The organism is Pacificispira spongiicola, from assembly GCF_012926505.1.
Classification (GTDB): Bacteria; Pseudomonadota; Alphaproteobacteria; order UBA8366; family Aestuariispiraceae; genus Pacificispira; species Pacificispira spongiicola.
On record NZ_JABBNT010000005.1, the window covers coordinates 213,521 to 227,174 of the forward strand.

The following is a 13,654-nucleotide window of genomic DNA, read 5'->3' on the forward strand; positions in this document are numbered from 1 at the left end:
CTTTGGCCGTCAGTCTTCCTCGTCCCAGCGTTTGCGGGCGCGGTGGGCCATGCGTTGTATTTCTTCCTGCACGAGGCGTTCGACGAGCCCCGGCAGATTTTCGTCCAGCCAGCCGCGCAGCATGGGCTTCAACAAGCCCTTGACGATGTCTTCCAGCGTTTCCCCGGCCTGCCCCATGCGGATGGAACGTTCGAGGGACGCGAATTGATGCATGCCGAAATCTTCGGTGCGATCCGAGATGATCCGGTCGTCTTCCGACAGGGCCGGCATGATCGGATCCATATCGGGTTCCGGACGCGGCGGCGGAGGGGGTGGCGGCGGCGGAGGGGGCGGCGGAAAGTCGTCTTCCTCTTCCTCCGGCTCTTCCTCTTCCATATCAACGAGTTCGAGTTCCGGCGGTTCCTCGACGACCTCGTCTTCCAGCTCCAAGGGCTCCTCCTCGAACTCTTCTTCCAGCTCGAGCGGTTCTTCTTCGGGTTCCGGTTCAGGCTCCGGCTCTGGTTCGGGCTCCGGCTCCGGCTCTGGTTCGGGCTCTGGTTCGGGCTCCGGCTCCGGTTCCGGCTCAGGAGCCGGTTCGGGTTCGGGCGCTTTTTGCGGCTCGTCCTCACCATCCTCGGAAATGATCTTCCGAATGGATGCGAGGATTTCCTCCATCGAAGGTTCTTGGTTGTCGCTCATCGTTCCGTCACCGTTCCGTCACGCCCCAGAAATAACACCACAGGGGCGTTCTCCAGCGGCAGCGTAGCCCGATTCCTCGGGCGTCACTAAAATTACACCCGAAAACCGGCTTTGAGACTGCCCGATTCTGATACGTCAGCGCAAGCCCACACTGGATGCATGGGCTTGCGGCCTAGAAGACGGAAATGATTGGATTGTTACGGCTGAACGGCCGCGGCCTTGGCATCGCTGTCATGGGTTTCGACGTCATCGCCCAACCCCCACCACGTATCCTTGACGCTGTCATAGTGCAGCGCCGGATCATAGGCTTCAACATCCAAGCCGAGGTCACGGGCCGTAAGACCGCCGACGGCGGAGATCAGTTCGAACTTCGCTACCGTCTCGTCACGCTCCGCCTGCACAAGGCTAACCTTGGCGTCCAGCAGTTCCTGCTCGGCATCCAGGACGTCGAGGACAGTGCGCTGACCGACCAATTCTTCCTGCTGCACACCGTCCAGGGCGATTTCGGCGGCACGCACTTCCTCGCGAATGGCAACGATCGCCGCGACGACGGACTGGTAGGTTTCCCAGGCGCTCAACGCCTGTTCCGTCACGGACCGTCGCGCGGTCTCGACATCCTGAAGCGCCTTCGCGGCGGTCATCTTTGATTCGCGGACCTGACTGGTCTCATAACCCTGCTGATAGATCGGAACCGACAGCTGCGCCGTCACCGTATAAGTGCGCTGGAACGATCCTTTCGTCGATTTATCCCAGTCGTGAGAGGCCGTGCCCGACACATCGACGGACGGCAGCAGATCGGCCTCCTGTTCGTCGATGCCGTGCAATGCGGCACGCCGATCAAATTCGGCCGAAACGACGCTGGGATTGCGTTCGACCGCCATGCTTTTCGCTTCGTCCCGGCCGGCCGGCAAGGTCAGCGGCAGTGTCGGCAACGACAGGTTCGTCGGCGGGATCCCCACCACTTCCTCGAACACGGTTCGGCTGACTTCCAAATCGCCGCGCGCGGAGGAAAGATCCGAACGCGACCGCGCCAGACGCGATTCGGCCTGGGCAACGTCGGTCAAGGTAGCAACCCCGGCATTGTACCGGTCGCGCGTCGCTTCAAGCTGACGTTCCAGACGCACGACGTTCTGTTCATTCAGGGACACGACCGCCTGGTTCTTGAACACGTCCATATAGGCCGTACCGACATCCAGCATGATCGATTGTTCGGTGGAAACCAGATCCGCGCGGGCGGCAAGCACATCGGCCTTCGCCCCCTCAACGGCAGCGGAAGTCGCGCCGCCGTCATAGACGTTCTGCGTGATCTGTAGCTGAACACCGGAGGTCATGCGCGTCGATTCCGTCCGCGTCGCGGAGGTTTTAAGGCGGGAACGAACACCGTTCACATCCGCCGTGAATTCGACATTCGGACGCCAGCCTGCAAGCGCCTGCGGCACGCCTTCATCCGTTGCCCGCAGTTGCGCGCGTTGGGCGAGTAGCGTCGGGTTGGTGATATAAGCCTCGACCAGCGCCTCTTCCAGCGTCTGAGCGGACGCTGCCCCCATCGGGACAGTGGCGATCCATACGCCCGTCGCAGCAGAAAGAAGCGCCGCCTTGAAACCGTACCCTCGAAGCATGTGTCGTACCCTTTTCAGCACAGAAGCCAGACCTTGTAACCCGAGTCCGGGCGCGGTCATCAACTAGATCGCCGGTCGATAACTTCAACCGACATTCAACCCCGTTAAAAAACGAAAGCCGCTTCCTTCTCGAAGCCCGGCAGCGCCTTGATCGACATATCGAACAATTCGCGGTGCGACACCGCGCCGTTGCGCTTTCCATACAGCATCGCGCGGCCGATCTGACCCGGCGCACCGACGATAGCCATCAGACGCCCCCCTTCGGCCAATTGGTCGAACAGCGACTGCGGCACTTCCGATACGCTGCCGTCCAGCAGGATGATGTCATAGGGGCCTTCCTTCGGGAAACCGGCCTTCAACGGGGCCTCCACGGCAACCACGTTATCCGCCGCAAGATCGGTCAGAACGCTGGACATCGCCGACACGAATTCCGCGTTGTCGTCCGTCGCGAAAACCGACCGGCACAGGCGTCCCAAAATCGCGGCCGAATACCCGTATCCGGCGCCGACGACCAAGGCATTGTCGGTCGCGGACGGATACGCCTCCTGGATCAGGCGCATGATCGGCATGGCCGGAGCGAGCCAGCGCCCCTCCCCGATTGCCACATGTTCGTCGGAATAAGCCTGCCCCTTGCGGGCGACCGGAACGAAGCGTTCGCGCGGAACGCTGTGCAGCGCGGCCAGGATATCCGGCGAAACGATCTTGTTCGTGCGAAGTTGGCACTCGACCATGTTGCGGCGTGCGAGAGCAAAATCCATTTTAGAAACCCGCCCGTTTGGAAAATGACGTTCTAGGATTTGTTTATAGGTATCGGCGAGGAAATTTGCAATGCGGCATGGCATGGGAAAGACATTGATCCTGACGTTTTTTCTGAACCGGACCCCGCGAATCATTTTCCCCCAAACCAACCGAAGTCGGTGTAGAGTTCCAAATTGAACCCGTGGCGGACGTGGCGGCACTGTCCCGCAACGGGCGAAATGGGGAGATCGTCCGATCCGACTGTAGGTGTCGCACCATCCGCGAAATTCGTGGGAGGCACCTTATGCAGACACAAAGCATTACGACCCGAGGACGCGGTCCGTGCGGCGGATCGGTACGGCCACTTCTTTTCGGACTGTTCTTACTGCTTGCCGTTGGGATTTTCCCGCGCCCGTCCCAAGCGGAGGAAGAACTCGTCTTTGCCGTCGGAGAATGGCCGCCTTTCGTATCGGAACTTCAGATCGGGTACGGAACTTACGCCCAAAAGGTCGTAGAGACCTACAAATCCGCCGGATACAAGGTCCGTCTCGTATTCATGCCGTGGCAGCGGGCGATCGCGGCCACGAAGATCGGCGATTTCGTTGCGACCTTCCCCTGGCGGCGAACGAAGGAACGAAACAGAGATTTCTTTATGAGCGAGCGGGAAGTCGGCCCGCATATCGATGTCCCCTTTTACGACAAGACCCGCTTTCCGGAAGGATTGGATGGGGAAACTTTGGATGACCTAATTGCCGCCGGATACCAGTTCGGCGGTGTTCGCTCCTATACAATTACGGAAATCCTCGAACGAAAGGGCGCGAAACTGCATATCGTGAGTCAGGCCCTGAATGCCTGGAAGATGCTGGATTACGGCAGGATCGATATCTTCGTTGAAAATGTCGATGTCGGTATGATGGAAAGTGCGGATTTTCTAGGTGCGGATAGGGCCGCCGACATTGCCCATACAAAACCTGTTACACGCGAAACGCTGCATATCGCCTTTAGCAGAGAGCATCCATTGAGCCCGCGCCTGAAGGAGATATGGGATTCGGTGGAGGATGCGAGCGGCGACACGGTCAACTGACCGGACGCCAAAAATTTTACGATCTTGCCGATGCGTCGGCGCCTAAAACGCTTGACTGTAAGGACCCGCCACCATATCCCTCCGCCCGGTAAGGCGCGATGGCGGAGTGGTGACGCAGCGGACTGCAAATCCGTATACGCCGGTTCGATTCCGGCTCGCGCCTCCAACCTTTTCTTCTGACAAGTCGACACCACGCACGCACCGGCCCCGCGCCGAGCGGTTTACGCCGCGTCTTTTTCCAATTGTGCCAGCGTCTTCAATCCTGTTTGCGTATCGACGAATGACACGACGGACGACGCATTATACGCCGCCATCCGCAAGGCTTTCGTCGGCGCCACACCCCCGACCAACGCCCCGGCCAAGGTGGACGCAAAAGCATCCCCCGCCCCCGCCGTGCCGACGACATGGGCCGGGACGATATCCTGGTGATAGACGGCGCAGTCTTCCGACAGATAGGAACCCTCCCCGCCCCTCGTTACGGCCACAAAACGCGGTCCGAGCGAATGAATGCGTCGGAAATATTCGGATAGCGGCAGCTTAAAGCCCTCGATTTCCATTGTGGGCAGAACCGCATCGTCTCCACATCGCGCCGCATATTCCCGTTCCCAGCCGGTACGGTTCACCAGTGCCGGAACCAAACTACGTGCTTCGTTGAAATTGCAGGTGAAGAAATCGACATGCTTCAGGCTGTCGAAAAAGGCGTCTGTCTGCCGCGTCAACTGGCGGATACCCGGATTGGACGCCACAAAAGCCCCCGCCGCCTTGGCCTGTTCGACGATTTTCGGAAAGCGGTTCACGGAATCGTTCGACAGATTGGTGACGAATACCAGATCCGCGCCGGCAAAGGCGTCGTCAGGAATGTCGTCTTCCGTCAGGAACCCATTCGCACCGCGATGGGTGAAGATCGCCGCGTTCCGGTCATGCGACGCGACCATGACGGACACCGCCGTCGCCTCCGTTTCCGTATAGCGGACAAGATCGCCCGATATCCCTTCGGTCGCCAATCGGTCCACCAACATTTCGGCATTATGATCGCGACCGAGTTTTACCAGCGCCGCGACGTCGAAACCCTGCCGGGCCAGGGAAACCGCCGCATTTACCGCACCACCGCCTGTATGCGTGACGACACTGAGCGCGTCGATCTTCCGGCCCGGCTCCAGCAGCAGGAACGATGTCGTGCTGTTGTGAAGCGTCATCTGCTCAATGTCCTCGCTCGCCACCGTGGCGATGACGTCCACCGTGGCGGAGCCTACCGTTACCGCTTTCATCCTACCCTCTTCGATCTGCTACCGTTTGACCGGCTCGCTGCGCATGATCGGCGCATTCAGACGCGGACTGTCGATGACGAAATCCGCCGTTACCCGGTTGCACGCGAATACCGTGTTGTAGAGCGCCGCCAAACGGATCAACGCCTTCACATCCACGTCGTGCGGCATGGACGACAGCGAATCGGTGAAGAAGATCAGAATGTCGAGCTTCCCTTCCGCGATCCGCGCGCCGAGTTGCGCGTCTCCGCCCAACGGGCCGCTTTTCAGGCATTCGACATCCAAGCCCGTCGCCTCCCGGACCGCGCTGCCGGTCGTCCCGGTGCCGACAAGATCATGCCTTGCAAGGATTTCACGCCGTTCCTTCGCCCAGGCGACGAGGTCCGGCTTGCACCCGTCATGCGCCACCAGGCCGATCGTCTTGCGTTCCGTCATCCGTGTTCCCTTCCCTTGTACCGCATCCCTGAAATAGGTGTTCGCGCCATTATAGGGTAAACTTCCCGACAATGAGCGGCGCAGATCGCTCTTACCCAACGCGGGAGGATAAAACCATGTATGCCATGATCCTGGTAGCGTGTGTCACGTTGCTGGGCGAAACCCACTGTCAGTCCTTCGAACGGGATCATCAATTCAATTCGGCCTTCAACTGCCAGGTAGCGGCAGCCATCGACAAAGGCCGCTACGCGGATCGGATCGAACGCCGTAAGGACTGGTTGACCTATGACTGGCAGTGTCAGCCGGTCACGGTAGCGGATGCGTCCAGCCGTCAACCTACGGGTCTGACAGAGTGAATCGGCACATGTGACTAAATTTTAACCAAACTGTCATTTTGGTTAATTTTTGTTCACTTTTTGCTATGCACAAACACGCAATACGCGATGCCGTTTTTGCAAATAGTTACTGTTTTACTATTAAAAACAATACCTTATCACCGTAAGTTCGTTAGCGTATCAACTGGCACAAATGTTGCGGTGCACAAGGCAGCCGGCGGTTGGGGCCGGCGTCACAAGGAGTGCATTCAACATGAAAAACATGATGAACAGGGTAATGAAGGGGGCGGCTGCTACGGCGCTTGCCATGGGCGTCTCCGTCGGGGCTGCGCAGGCCCAGGACGACACGATCAAGATCGGCGTCCTACACTCGCTGTCGGGGACGATGGCGATTTCCGAAACCACGCTGAAGGACACCGTCCTGATGCTGGTCGACGAGCAGAACAAGAAGGGTGGCCTTCTTGGTAAGAAACTGGAAGCCGTGGTCGTCGACCCGGCGTCCGACTGGCCGCTTTTTGCGGAAAAAGCGCGTGAACTGCTGGAAGTGAACAAGGTCGCTGCGGTCTTCGGCTGCTGGACATCCGTGTCCCGCAAGTCGGTCCTGCCGGTTTTCGAAGAACTGAACGGTATGCTGTTCTATCCGGTTCAGTATGAAGGTGAAGAATCGTCCAAGAACGTGTTCTACACCGGCGCCGCGCCGAACCAGCAGGCCATTCCGGCGGTCGACTACCTGATGAGCGAGGAAGGCGGTTCGGTGAAGCGCTTCGTCCTGGCCGGTACCGACTATGTCTATCCGCGCACGACCAACAAGATCCTGGAGCAGTATCTGCTCGACAAGGGAATCCCGGCCGAAGACATCATGATCAACTACACGCCATTCGGTCATTCCGACTGGCAGACGATCGTGAGCGACATCAAGGCCTTCGGTTCCGCCGGCAAGAAGACCGCGGTCGTGTCCACGATCAACGGCGACGCCAACGTCCCGTTCTACAAGGAACTGGGCAACCAGGGCATCGCCTCCTCCGACATTCCGGTCGTCGCCTTCTCGGTCGGCGAAGAGGAACTGTCGGGCATCGACACCGGCCCGCTGGTCGGTCACCTCGCCGCCTGGAACTACTTCATGAGCGCCGAATCCCCGGTGAACGACGAGTTCATCGAAAAATGGCAAGCGTTCATCGGCAGTGAGGACCGCGTGACCAACGACCCGATGGAAGCCACCTATATCGGCTTCAACATGTGGGTGAAGGCCGTGGAAGCCGCCGGGACGACGGATGTCGACATGGTGCGCGACGAAATGAACGGCATTACCTACCCGAATCTGACGGGCGGTATTGCGGTCATGAACACCAACCATCACCTGACCAAGCCGGTCCTGATCGGCGAAATTCAGGATGACGGTCAGTTCCAGATCGTCTGGTCCACGCCGAAGGGCGTGATCGGCGACGCCTGGACCGATTTCCTGCCGGAGTCGAAGAATCTGGTTGCCGATTGGACCGCGCCGATCTCGTGCGGGAACTTCAACATCACCACGGGCAAATGCTCGGGTCAGAATTACTGATCGGGGGGTGATCGGTGGGCGGTTCTTTCGGGAACCGCCCACTGTCCCTGGTGTTTATTTCGCGGCCCCGTCGACGGACCCTAGAGACGGCCCGCCTTTTCAGAGAAGTTTCCACAATTAGAGGCGAGAGAGCCATGCTTCGCATCCCGGTCTCGTTACGGGCGCGTCCCGTCATCCTCGCATTTCTGGCCTTGAGCTTTCTGCTCGACCTGTTGTCGGCCACGCCGTCCCGCGCCGACGATTTCGAAACATCCGTCGCAAAACTGAACGACCAATCCTTCACCGTGAAGGAGGAGGCGGTTCTGGAACTGGTGCAGTCGGGCGACGACCGCGCCCTGGCGATCCTGAGCGCCCTCCAGGACGGCGAATTGTTCAGCCACAAGAAACAGAACAACGTCATCGTCTTCAGCCAGGAAATCGACGGCGCGCCCCATGCGATCGACGTGCTGACCGCCGCCGATCTGGGCGAACACGGCAAGCGCGACCTGAAGAAGATCACGATCAACAACAAGCTGCGCGGGGCGCTCAAGGCCGCGCTCGGGGCGCTGCGCCTCTATTCGAAAGACCCAGATACGCGCATCGCGGCGGCGAAGGCGGTCCTGGCCAATCCGTCGCCGGAAGCCCTGCCTCTTGTCGTCGAAGCGATCGAAAAGGAACAGGACGACGCCGTCCGCGAGGCCCTGGATATGGCGCAGGCGGCCTTGTTGCTGACCAATGGCGACGCGGAAGAACGACTGGCCGCCGTCGGGATGTTGAGCGGTTCCATGGATCCCGATGTCTGGCAGGTCCTGGGCCGCGCGGCGGGGCAGGAAGCCGACGCGGACCTCGCCGCCGCGGCGCAGGCCGCCCTCGCCTCCATCGAAAATCAGAAGTCGGTCTACAATCTGCTGGAAACCCTGTTCTTCGGGGTCAGTCTTGGGGCCGTCCTGCTGCTGGCGGCGGTGGGGCTCGCCATTACCTTCGGCGTCATGGGCGTCATCAACATGGCGCATGGCGAAATGCTGATGCTGGGGGCCTATACCACCTTCGTGGTGCAGCAGTTGATGCCGAATGCTATCGAATATTCGTTGTTCGTCGCGGTGCCCGCCGCCTTCATCGTCACCGGGCTGGTCGGGATCGCCATCGAACGGTCGATCATCCGCCTGCTCTATGGCCGTCCGCTGGAAACGCTGCTCGCCACCTTCGGGATCAGCCTGTTCCTGCAACAGGCGGTGCGCAGCATCTTCTCGCCCTTGAACCAGCCGGTCACCACACCGGATTGGATGAGCGGCTTCTACGCCGTCAACGGCGCGTTGTCGCTTACCTATAACCGGCTCTACATCATCGTCTTCTGCATCCTGGTTTTCCTGGCCCTGTTGGCGGTTCTGAAACGCACACCGCTGGGCCTGCAAATGCGGGCCGTGACGCAAAATCGGGCGATGGCCAGTTCCATGGGCATCCGCACCGGACGCGTCGACGCGCTGACCTTCGGCCTGGGGTCCGGTATCGCCGGGATCGGCGGCGTGGCGTTAAGCCAGTTGACCAATGTCGGCCCGAATCTGGGGCAGGCCTATATCGTCGACAGCTTCATGGTCGTCGTCTTCGGCGGGGTCGGTAACCTCTGGGGAACGCTGGTCGGGGCCTTGACCCTGGGCGTCGCCAATAAATTCATGGAACCCTGGACCGGGGCGGTTGTCGCCAAAATCCTGGTACTGGTCTTCATCATCCTCTTCATCCAACGCCGGCCGCGCGGACTCTTCGCGCTCAAGGGCCGGGCCGTGGAGTCCTGAGCCATGACGACGTCCCTTTCGACTTCACGCGGCTTCCTGTTCGGGGCCATGACGGGCCGGGCCACGGTCATCACCCTGGGCCTGATCCTGGGGGCGGCGGTCCTGGTTCCGGTCCTGAACGCCTTACCCGACGGCAGCCCGTTCAAGGTGCCGACCTATACGGTCAGCCTGTTCGGGAAATATCTGTGCTACGCCCTGTTGGCGCTGGCCGTCGATCTGGTCTGGGGATATTGCGGTATCCTGAGCCTGGGTCACGGCGCGTTCTTCGCCCTGGGCGGATATGCCATGGGCATGTACCTGATGCGCCAGATCGGCGACCGCGGCGTCTACGGCCACCCGGTCCTGCCGGATTTCATGGTCTTCCTGAACTGGAAGGAACTGCCCTGGTACTGGTACGGGTTCGACAATTTTGCCTTTGCGATGCTGATGGTCGCCCTCGTACCGGGCATCCTGGCCTTCGCCTTCGGCTGGTTCGCCTTCCGATCCCGAGTGACCGGCGTCTATCTGTCGATCATCACCCAGGCCATGACCTACGCCCTGTTGCTCGCCTTCTTCCGCAACGACATGGGCTTCGGCGGCAATAACGGGCTGACCGATTTCCGCGATCTGCTGGGCTTCGACCTGCGATCCGACGGGGTGCGGCGGGGGTTGTTCATCGCCTCCGCCCTGGCATTGGCGCTCGGCTATATCGCCTGCCGCTTCGTCACGACGTCGCGCCTGGGGAAGGTTCTGATTGCCGTGCGCGACGCGGAAAGCCGCAGTCGGTTCATGGGGTATCGGGTCGAACACTACAAGGTCTTCGTCTTCACCCTGTCGGCGGTTCTGGCGGGGATTGCCGGGGCGCTTTACGTGCCGCAGGTCGGAATCATCAATCCGGGCGAATTCGCGCCGATCAACTCCATTGAAATCGTCATCTGGGTGGCACTGGGCGGGCGCGGTTATCTGTTCGGCGCCATCTTTGGAGCCTTGGCGGTGAATATCGCGAAAAGCTACTTCACGGTGGCCTTCCCCGAAATCTGGCTGTTCTTCCTGGGCGCCTTATTCGTACTGACAACGCTGTTCCTGCCGAAAGGCTGCGCCGGGTTGCTGTCCATTCTGAAATTTCCGGGATTGGGCACCGGTATGGGCTTCGCCCGTAAAAAGGAGGCCGGCAATGACTAGAATTCCGACACCCGTCATGCAAGCGACCGCCGTCCCGGCGGAAGCGCCATTCGACATTTCGCCGGGCGCCCCGACCATGGCGGCGGGGTCCCTGCTCTATCTCGACAATGTCAGCGTCAGCTTCGACGGTTTCCGGGCGATCAACAAACTGTCCATGATCATCAAGCCGGGCGAAATGCGGGCGATTATCGGCCCGAATGGCGCCGGTAAAACGACGATGATGGATATCATCACCGGCAAGACCCGACCGGACGAAGGCGACGTTATTTATCAAGGCAAGGTCGATCTGACCAAGCACGACGAAGCCGCCATCGCCAATATGGGCATCGGCCGGAAATTCCAGAAACCGACGGTGTTCGAAAGCCATTCGGTTTACGACAACCTGCTGCTGGCCCTGAAACAGGACCGTCGCGTCTTCCCGATGTTGTTTCGCCTGCCCAGCAAGGACGAACAGACCCGTATCGACGAGCTTCTGGCCCTCACCCGCCTCGGCGACCTGCGCGAGACGGTCGCGGGATCCCTTTCGCACGGACAGAAGCAATGGTTGGAAATCGGCATGCTGCTGGCGCAGGACCCGCAACTGCTGCTGATCGACGAGCCGGCCGCCGGGATGACCGACGCGGAAACAGAAGAAACGGCGAAGCTGCTGAAGGATATCGCCCAGACGCATTCCGTCGTCGTGGTCGAACACGACATGGATTTCATCCGCTCGCTGGGCGTGCGCGTGACCGTGTTGCACGAAGGCAGCGTCCTGGCGGAAGGAAGCCTCGATCAGGTCAGCGCGAACCAACGCGTCGTCGAAGTCTATCTGGGCCGGTAACGGGAGGGGATTGGGACCATGCTTTCTGTCGACTCCATCGACCTCTATTACGGCGCGGCGCAGGCCTTGCGCGGCGTCTCTCTCAGCGCGGAACCGGGGCACGTCACCTGCGTCCTGGGTCGCAACGGTGTCGGCAAGACCAGCCTGCTGCGCGCCATTACCGGACACCAACCCATCGCCAAGGGCACGATCGCCATGGACGGGGCATCCATCGACGGGATGAAACCCTACGATCGGGCGCGTAAGGGCATCGCCTATGTCCCGCAGGGCCGCGAAATCTTCCCCCTATTGAGCGTTCGGGAAAACCTGGAAACCGGGTATGCCTGCCTGTCGTCGAAGGACCGCAATGTCCCGGACGAAGTGTTCGAATTGTTCCCCGTCCTGAACGACATGTTGCGGCGACGCGGGGGCGACTTGTCCGGCGGCCAGCAGCAGCAGCTCGCCATCGGCCGTGCCATGGTGACCCGCCCGAAAGTCCTGGTCCTGGACGAACCGACGGAAGGCATTCAGCCGTCGATCATCAAGGATATCGGGCGGGCCATCACCTTCCTGCGCGACAAGGGCGACATGGCGATCATCCTGGTGGAGCAGTATTTCGACTTTGCGAAGGAATTGGCGGACAAATTTATCGTCCTGGACCGTGGCGAGGTGGTAGCATCCGGCGGTCAAAAGGAACTCGCGGAAACCGATGTACGACGGCACCTTACAGTCTAATCTGGACGCCCCGCCCGCCTTACAGCGGGCGAAGGGTGTGATCAGGCTGGACGCGGTGACGCGCGCGGGGAAAAGCCGCCTGGGGAACCTTTATCAATCTGGCTGCGGCAAGGTTCGCTTCCCCCGGATATACGATCATTCCATGATGGAGGCGGTGATTATCAACACCGCCGGCGGCCTGACGGGCGGCGACCGATTCGACGTGACGGCCGGTGTCGGCCCCGATGCGGCCCTGCGCCTGTCCGGACAGGCCTGCGAACGGCTGTACCGCAGGCGCGACGGTCAGGCCTGCATGGAAACCCGACTGTCCGCCGCGGATAATGCGGATCTGCATTGGCTGCCGCAGGAAACCATCCTGTTCGACGGCAGCGCCCTGTCGCGCCGATTGTTCGTCGATCTGGCGGTCGGCGCGCGCTTCATCGGCTTGGAGGCGACGGTCTTCGGTCGCGCGGCCATGGGGGAAACGTCGATTTCCGCCCGGTTCCGCGAATCCTGGCGCCTTCGGATCGACGGGAAACTGGTTTACGCGGACGAGGCCGGTTTGGACGGCGATCTGACCGCGACCCTGTCGCGCGCGACGGCAACGCTGGGCGCGACCTGCACGGTCGGCTGCGCCTATGTCGGCCCCGATCCCGAAGCTTTTCGCGACCTTCTGCGCGCGGAGGTTCCGCCACAAGACGGATTGGATTGGGGATGCAGCCTGCGGCGCGGGGTCCTGGTCTGCCGCGCGGTCGCAGAGGCTTCCGGCCCGCTGCGCCTATGGATCGCGGACATCTATCGGATTCTGTCGGGCGGGCTCTCCCTGCCCCGACCTTGGTATTGTTGATTTGGTAAAGAGTGGGAGGAAAACCGCATGAACCTGACGCCGCGTGAGAAGGACAAGCTCCTGATCGCCATGGCCGCCGTGGTCGCCCGCCGCCGTTTGGAACGCGGCGTGAAGCTGAACCATCCGGAAGCCATCGCGCTGATAACCGATTTTGTCGTGGAAGGCGCGCGTGACGGTCGATCGGTCGCCGATCTGATGTCCGCCGGGGCACAGGTCATCACCCGCGAACAGGTCATGGACGGCGTGGCGGAAATGATCCACGACGTCCAGGTCGAGGCGACCTTCCCCGACGGAACCAAGCTTGTCACCGTCCACGAACCGATCCGCTGAAGCAGGAGGAACGACCATGATTCCGGGCGAAATCTTTCCCGCCGACGGTGAGATCGAAATCAACAAGGGCCAGCCGTCCGTGACGATCACCGTTGCCAATACCGGCGACCGACCGATCCAGGTCGGATCCCACTATCATTTCTTCGAAACCAATGAGGGCCTGTCCTTCGACCGCGACAAGGCGCGCGGCATGCGCCTGGACATTCCGTCCGGCACCGCCGTTCGCTTCGAACCGGGACAGACCCGCGACGTGACCCTGGTGCCCTATCTCGGCGCTCGGGAGGTCTATGGCTTCAACCAGAAAATTCAGGGGGCGCTCTAA

Annotated in this window: 15 protein-coding genes and 1 tRNA gene; 11 read left to right on the top strand and 5 right to left on the bottom strand. The window is 60.8% G+C overall.

The genetic code is table 11. The annotated features are described in order from the left end of the window. Positions 1–9: 9 nt before the first annotated feature. The 3 genes from HH303_RS16815 to HH303_RS16825 form a co-directional block, all read right to left on the bottom strand. Positions 10–678, bottom strand: a complete 669-nt coding sequence (locus HH303_RS16815; RefSeq protein WP_227421892.1) for a DUF2497 domain-containing protein — start codon at positions 676–678, stop codon at positions 10–12. 197 nt (positions 679–875) lie between these two features. Next, positions 876–2,297 carry a TolC family outer membrane protein gene (locus HH303_RS16820; RefSeq protein ID WP_169626537.1) on the bottom strand — a complete coding sequence of 474 codons (1,422 nt, stop codon included), beginning with the start codon at positions 2,295–2,297 and terminating at the stop codon, positions 876–878. 104 nt (positions 2,298–2,401) lie between these two features. Next, positions 2,402–3,055, bottom strand: a complete 654-nt coding sequence (locus HH303_RS16825) for a protein-L-isoaspartate O-methyltransferase family protein (protein ID WP_169626538.1) — start codon at positions 3,053–3,055, stop codon at positions 2,402–2,404. A gap of 284 nt (positions 3,056–3,339) precedes the next feature. On the opposite strand from HH303_RS16825, the gene HH303_RS16830 reads away from it, so the two are divergent. Together HH303_RS16830 and HH303_RS16835 are read left to right on the top strand one after the other, a co-directional pair. Continuing rightward, a complete protein-coding gene (locus tag HH303_RS16830) occupies positions 3,340–4,119 on the top strand; it encodes a substrate-binding periplasmic protein (RefSeq protein WP_169626539.1) in 780 nt (259 codons plus the stop codon). 92 nt (positions 4,120–4,211) lie between these two features. After that, positions 4,212–4,285 (top strand) — tRNA-Cys (locus HH303_RS16835). Between the two features lie 55 nt (positions 4,286–4,340). Here the strand turns inward: HH303_RS16835 and HH303_RS16840 are convergent. Together HH303_RS16840 and HH303_RS16845 are read right to left on the bottom strand one after the other, a co-directional pair. Beyond that, positions 4,341–5,387 (bottom strand): carbohydrate kinase family protein, encoded by a 1,047-nt coding sequence (locus tag HH303_RS16840; RefSeq protein ID WP_169626540.1) that lies wholly within the window; start codon positions 5,385–5,387, stop codon positions 4,341–4,343. Positions 5,388–5,405: 18 nt separating this feature from the next. Beyond that, complete coding sequence (locus tag HH303_RS16845) at positions 5,406–5,819, bottom strand: methylglyoxal synthase (protein WP_169626541.1); 414 nt, start codon at positions 5,817–5,819, stop codon at positions 5,406–5,408. A gap of 116 nt (positions 5,820–5,935) precedes the next feature. On the opposite strand from HH303_RS16845, the gene HH303_RS16850 reads away from it, so the two are divergent. The 9 genes from HH303_RS16850 (at position 5,936) to HH303_RS16890 (ending at position 13,654) form a co-directional block, all read left to right on the top strand. Next, complete coding sequence (locus HH303_RS16850; RefSeq protein ID WP_169626542.1) at positions 5,936–6,175, top strand: hypothetical protein; 240 nt, start codon at positions 5,936–5,938, stop codon at positions 6,173–6,175. Between the two features lie 286 nt (positions 6,176–6,461). Beyond that, positions 6,462–7,712: an urea ABC transporter substrate-binding protein gene (urtA, locus tag HH303_RS16855; protein WP_227421919.1), complete on the top strand. Its 1,251-nt coding sequence runs from the start codon at positions 6,462–6,464 to the stop codon at positions 7,710–7,712. A 134-nt stretch (positions 7,713–7,846) separates the two neighbouring features. Then, positions 7,847–9,481: an urea ABC transporter permease subunit UrtB gene (gene urtB, locus HH303_RS16860; protein ID WP_169626543.1), complete on the top strand. Its 1,635-nt coding sequence runs from the start codon at positions 7,847–7,849 to the stop codon at positions 9,479–9,481. A 3-nt stretch (positions 9,482–9,484) separates the two neighbouring features. Then, positions 9,485–10,642, top strand: a complete 1,158-nt coding sequence (gene urtC / locus HH303_RS16865) for an urea ABC transporter permease subunit UrtC (protein WP_406611455.1) — start codon at positions 9,485–9,487, stop codon at positions 10,640–10,642. 76 nt (positions 10,643–10,718) lie between these two features. Further along, the gene (gene urtD, locus HH303_RS16870) at positions 10,719–11,462 is read left to right on the top strand and encodes an urea ABC transporter ATP-binding protein UrtD (RefSeq protein WP_169626833.1); all 744 of its coding nucleotides are present in this window, start codon (positions 10,719–10,721) and stop codon (positions 11,460–11,462) included. Between the two features lie 18 nt (positions 11,463–11,480). Beyond that, positions 11,481–12,176, top strand: coding sequence for an urea ABC transporter ATP-binding subunit UrtE (urtE, locus tag HH303_RS16875; protein ID WP_169626544.1), 696 nt, complete (start codon positions 11,481–11,483; stop codon positions 12,174–12,176). Next, on the top strand, positions 12,151–13,002 hold the full coding sequence (locus HH303_RS16880) for an urease accessory protein UreD (RefSeq protein WP_169626545.1): 852 nt from the start codon (positions 12,151–12,153) through the stop codon (positions 13,000–13,002). Before urtE ends, HH303_RS16880 begins: the two co-directional genes overlap by 26 nt. Before the next feature lie 27 nt (positions 13,003–13,029). Further along, positions 13,030–13,332: an urease subunit gamma gene (locus HH303_RS16885; protein ID WP_169626546.1), complete on the top strand. Its 303-nt coding sequence runs from the start codon at positions 13,030–13,032 to the stop codon at positions 13,330–13,332. Positions 13,333–13,348: 16 nt separating this feature from the next. Then, positions 13,349–13,654, top strand: a complete 306-nt coding sequence (locus HH303_RS16890; RefSeq protein ID WP_169626547.1) for an urease subunit beta — start codon at positions 13,349–13,351, stop codon at positions 13,652–13,654.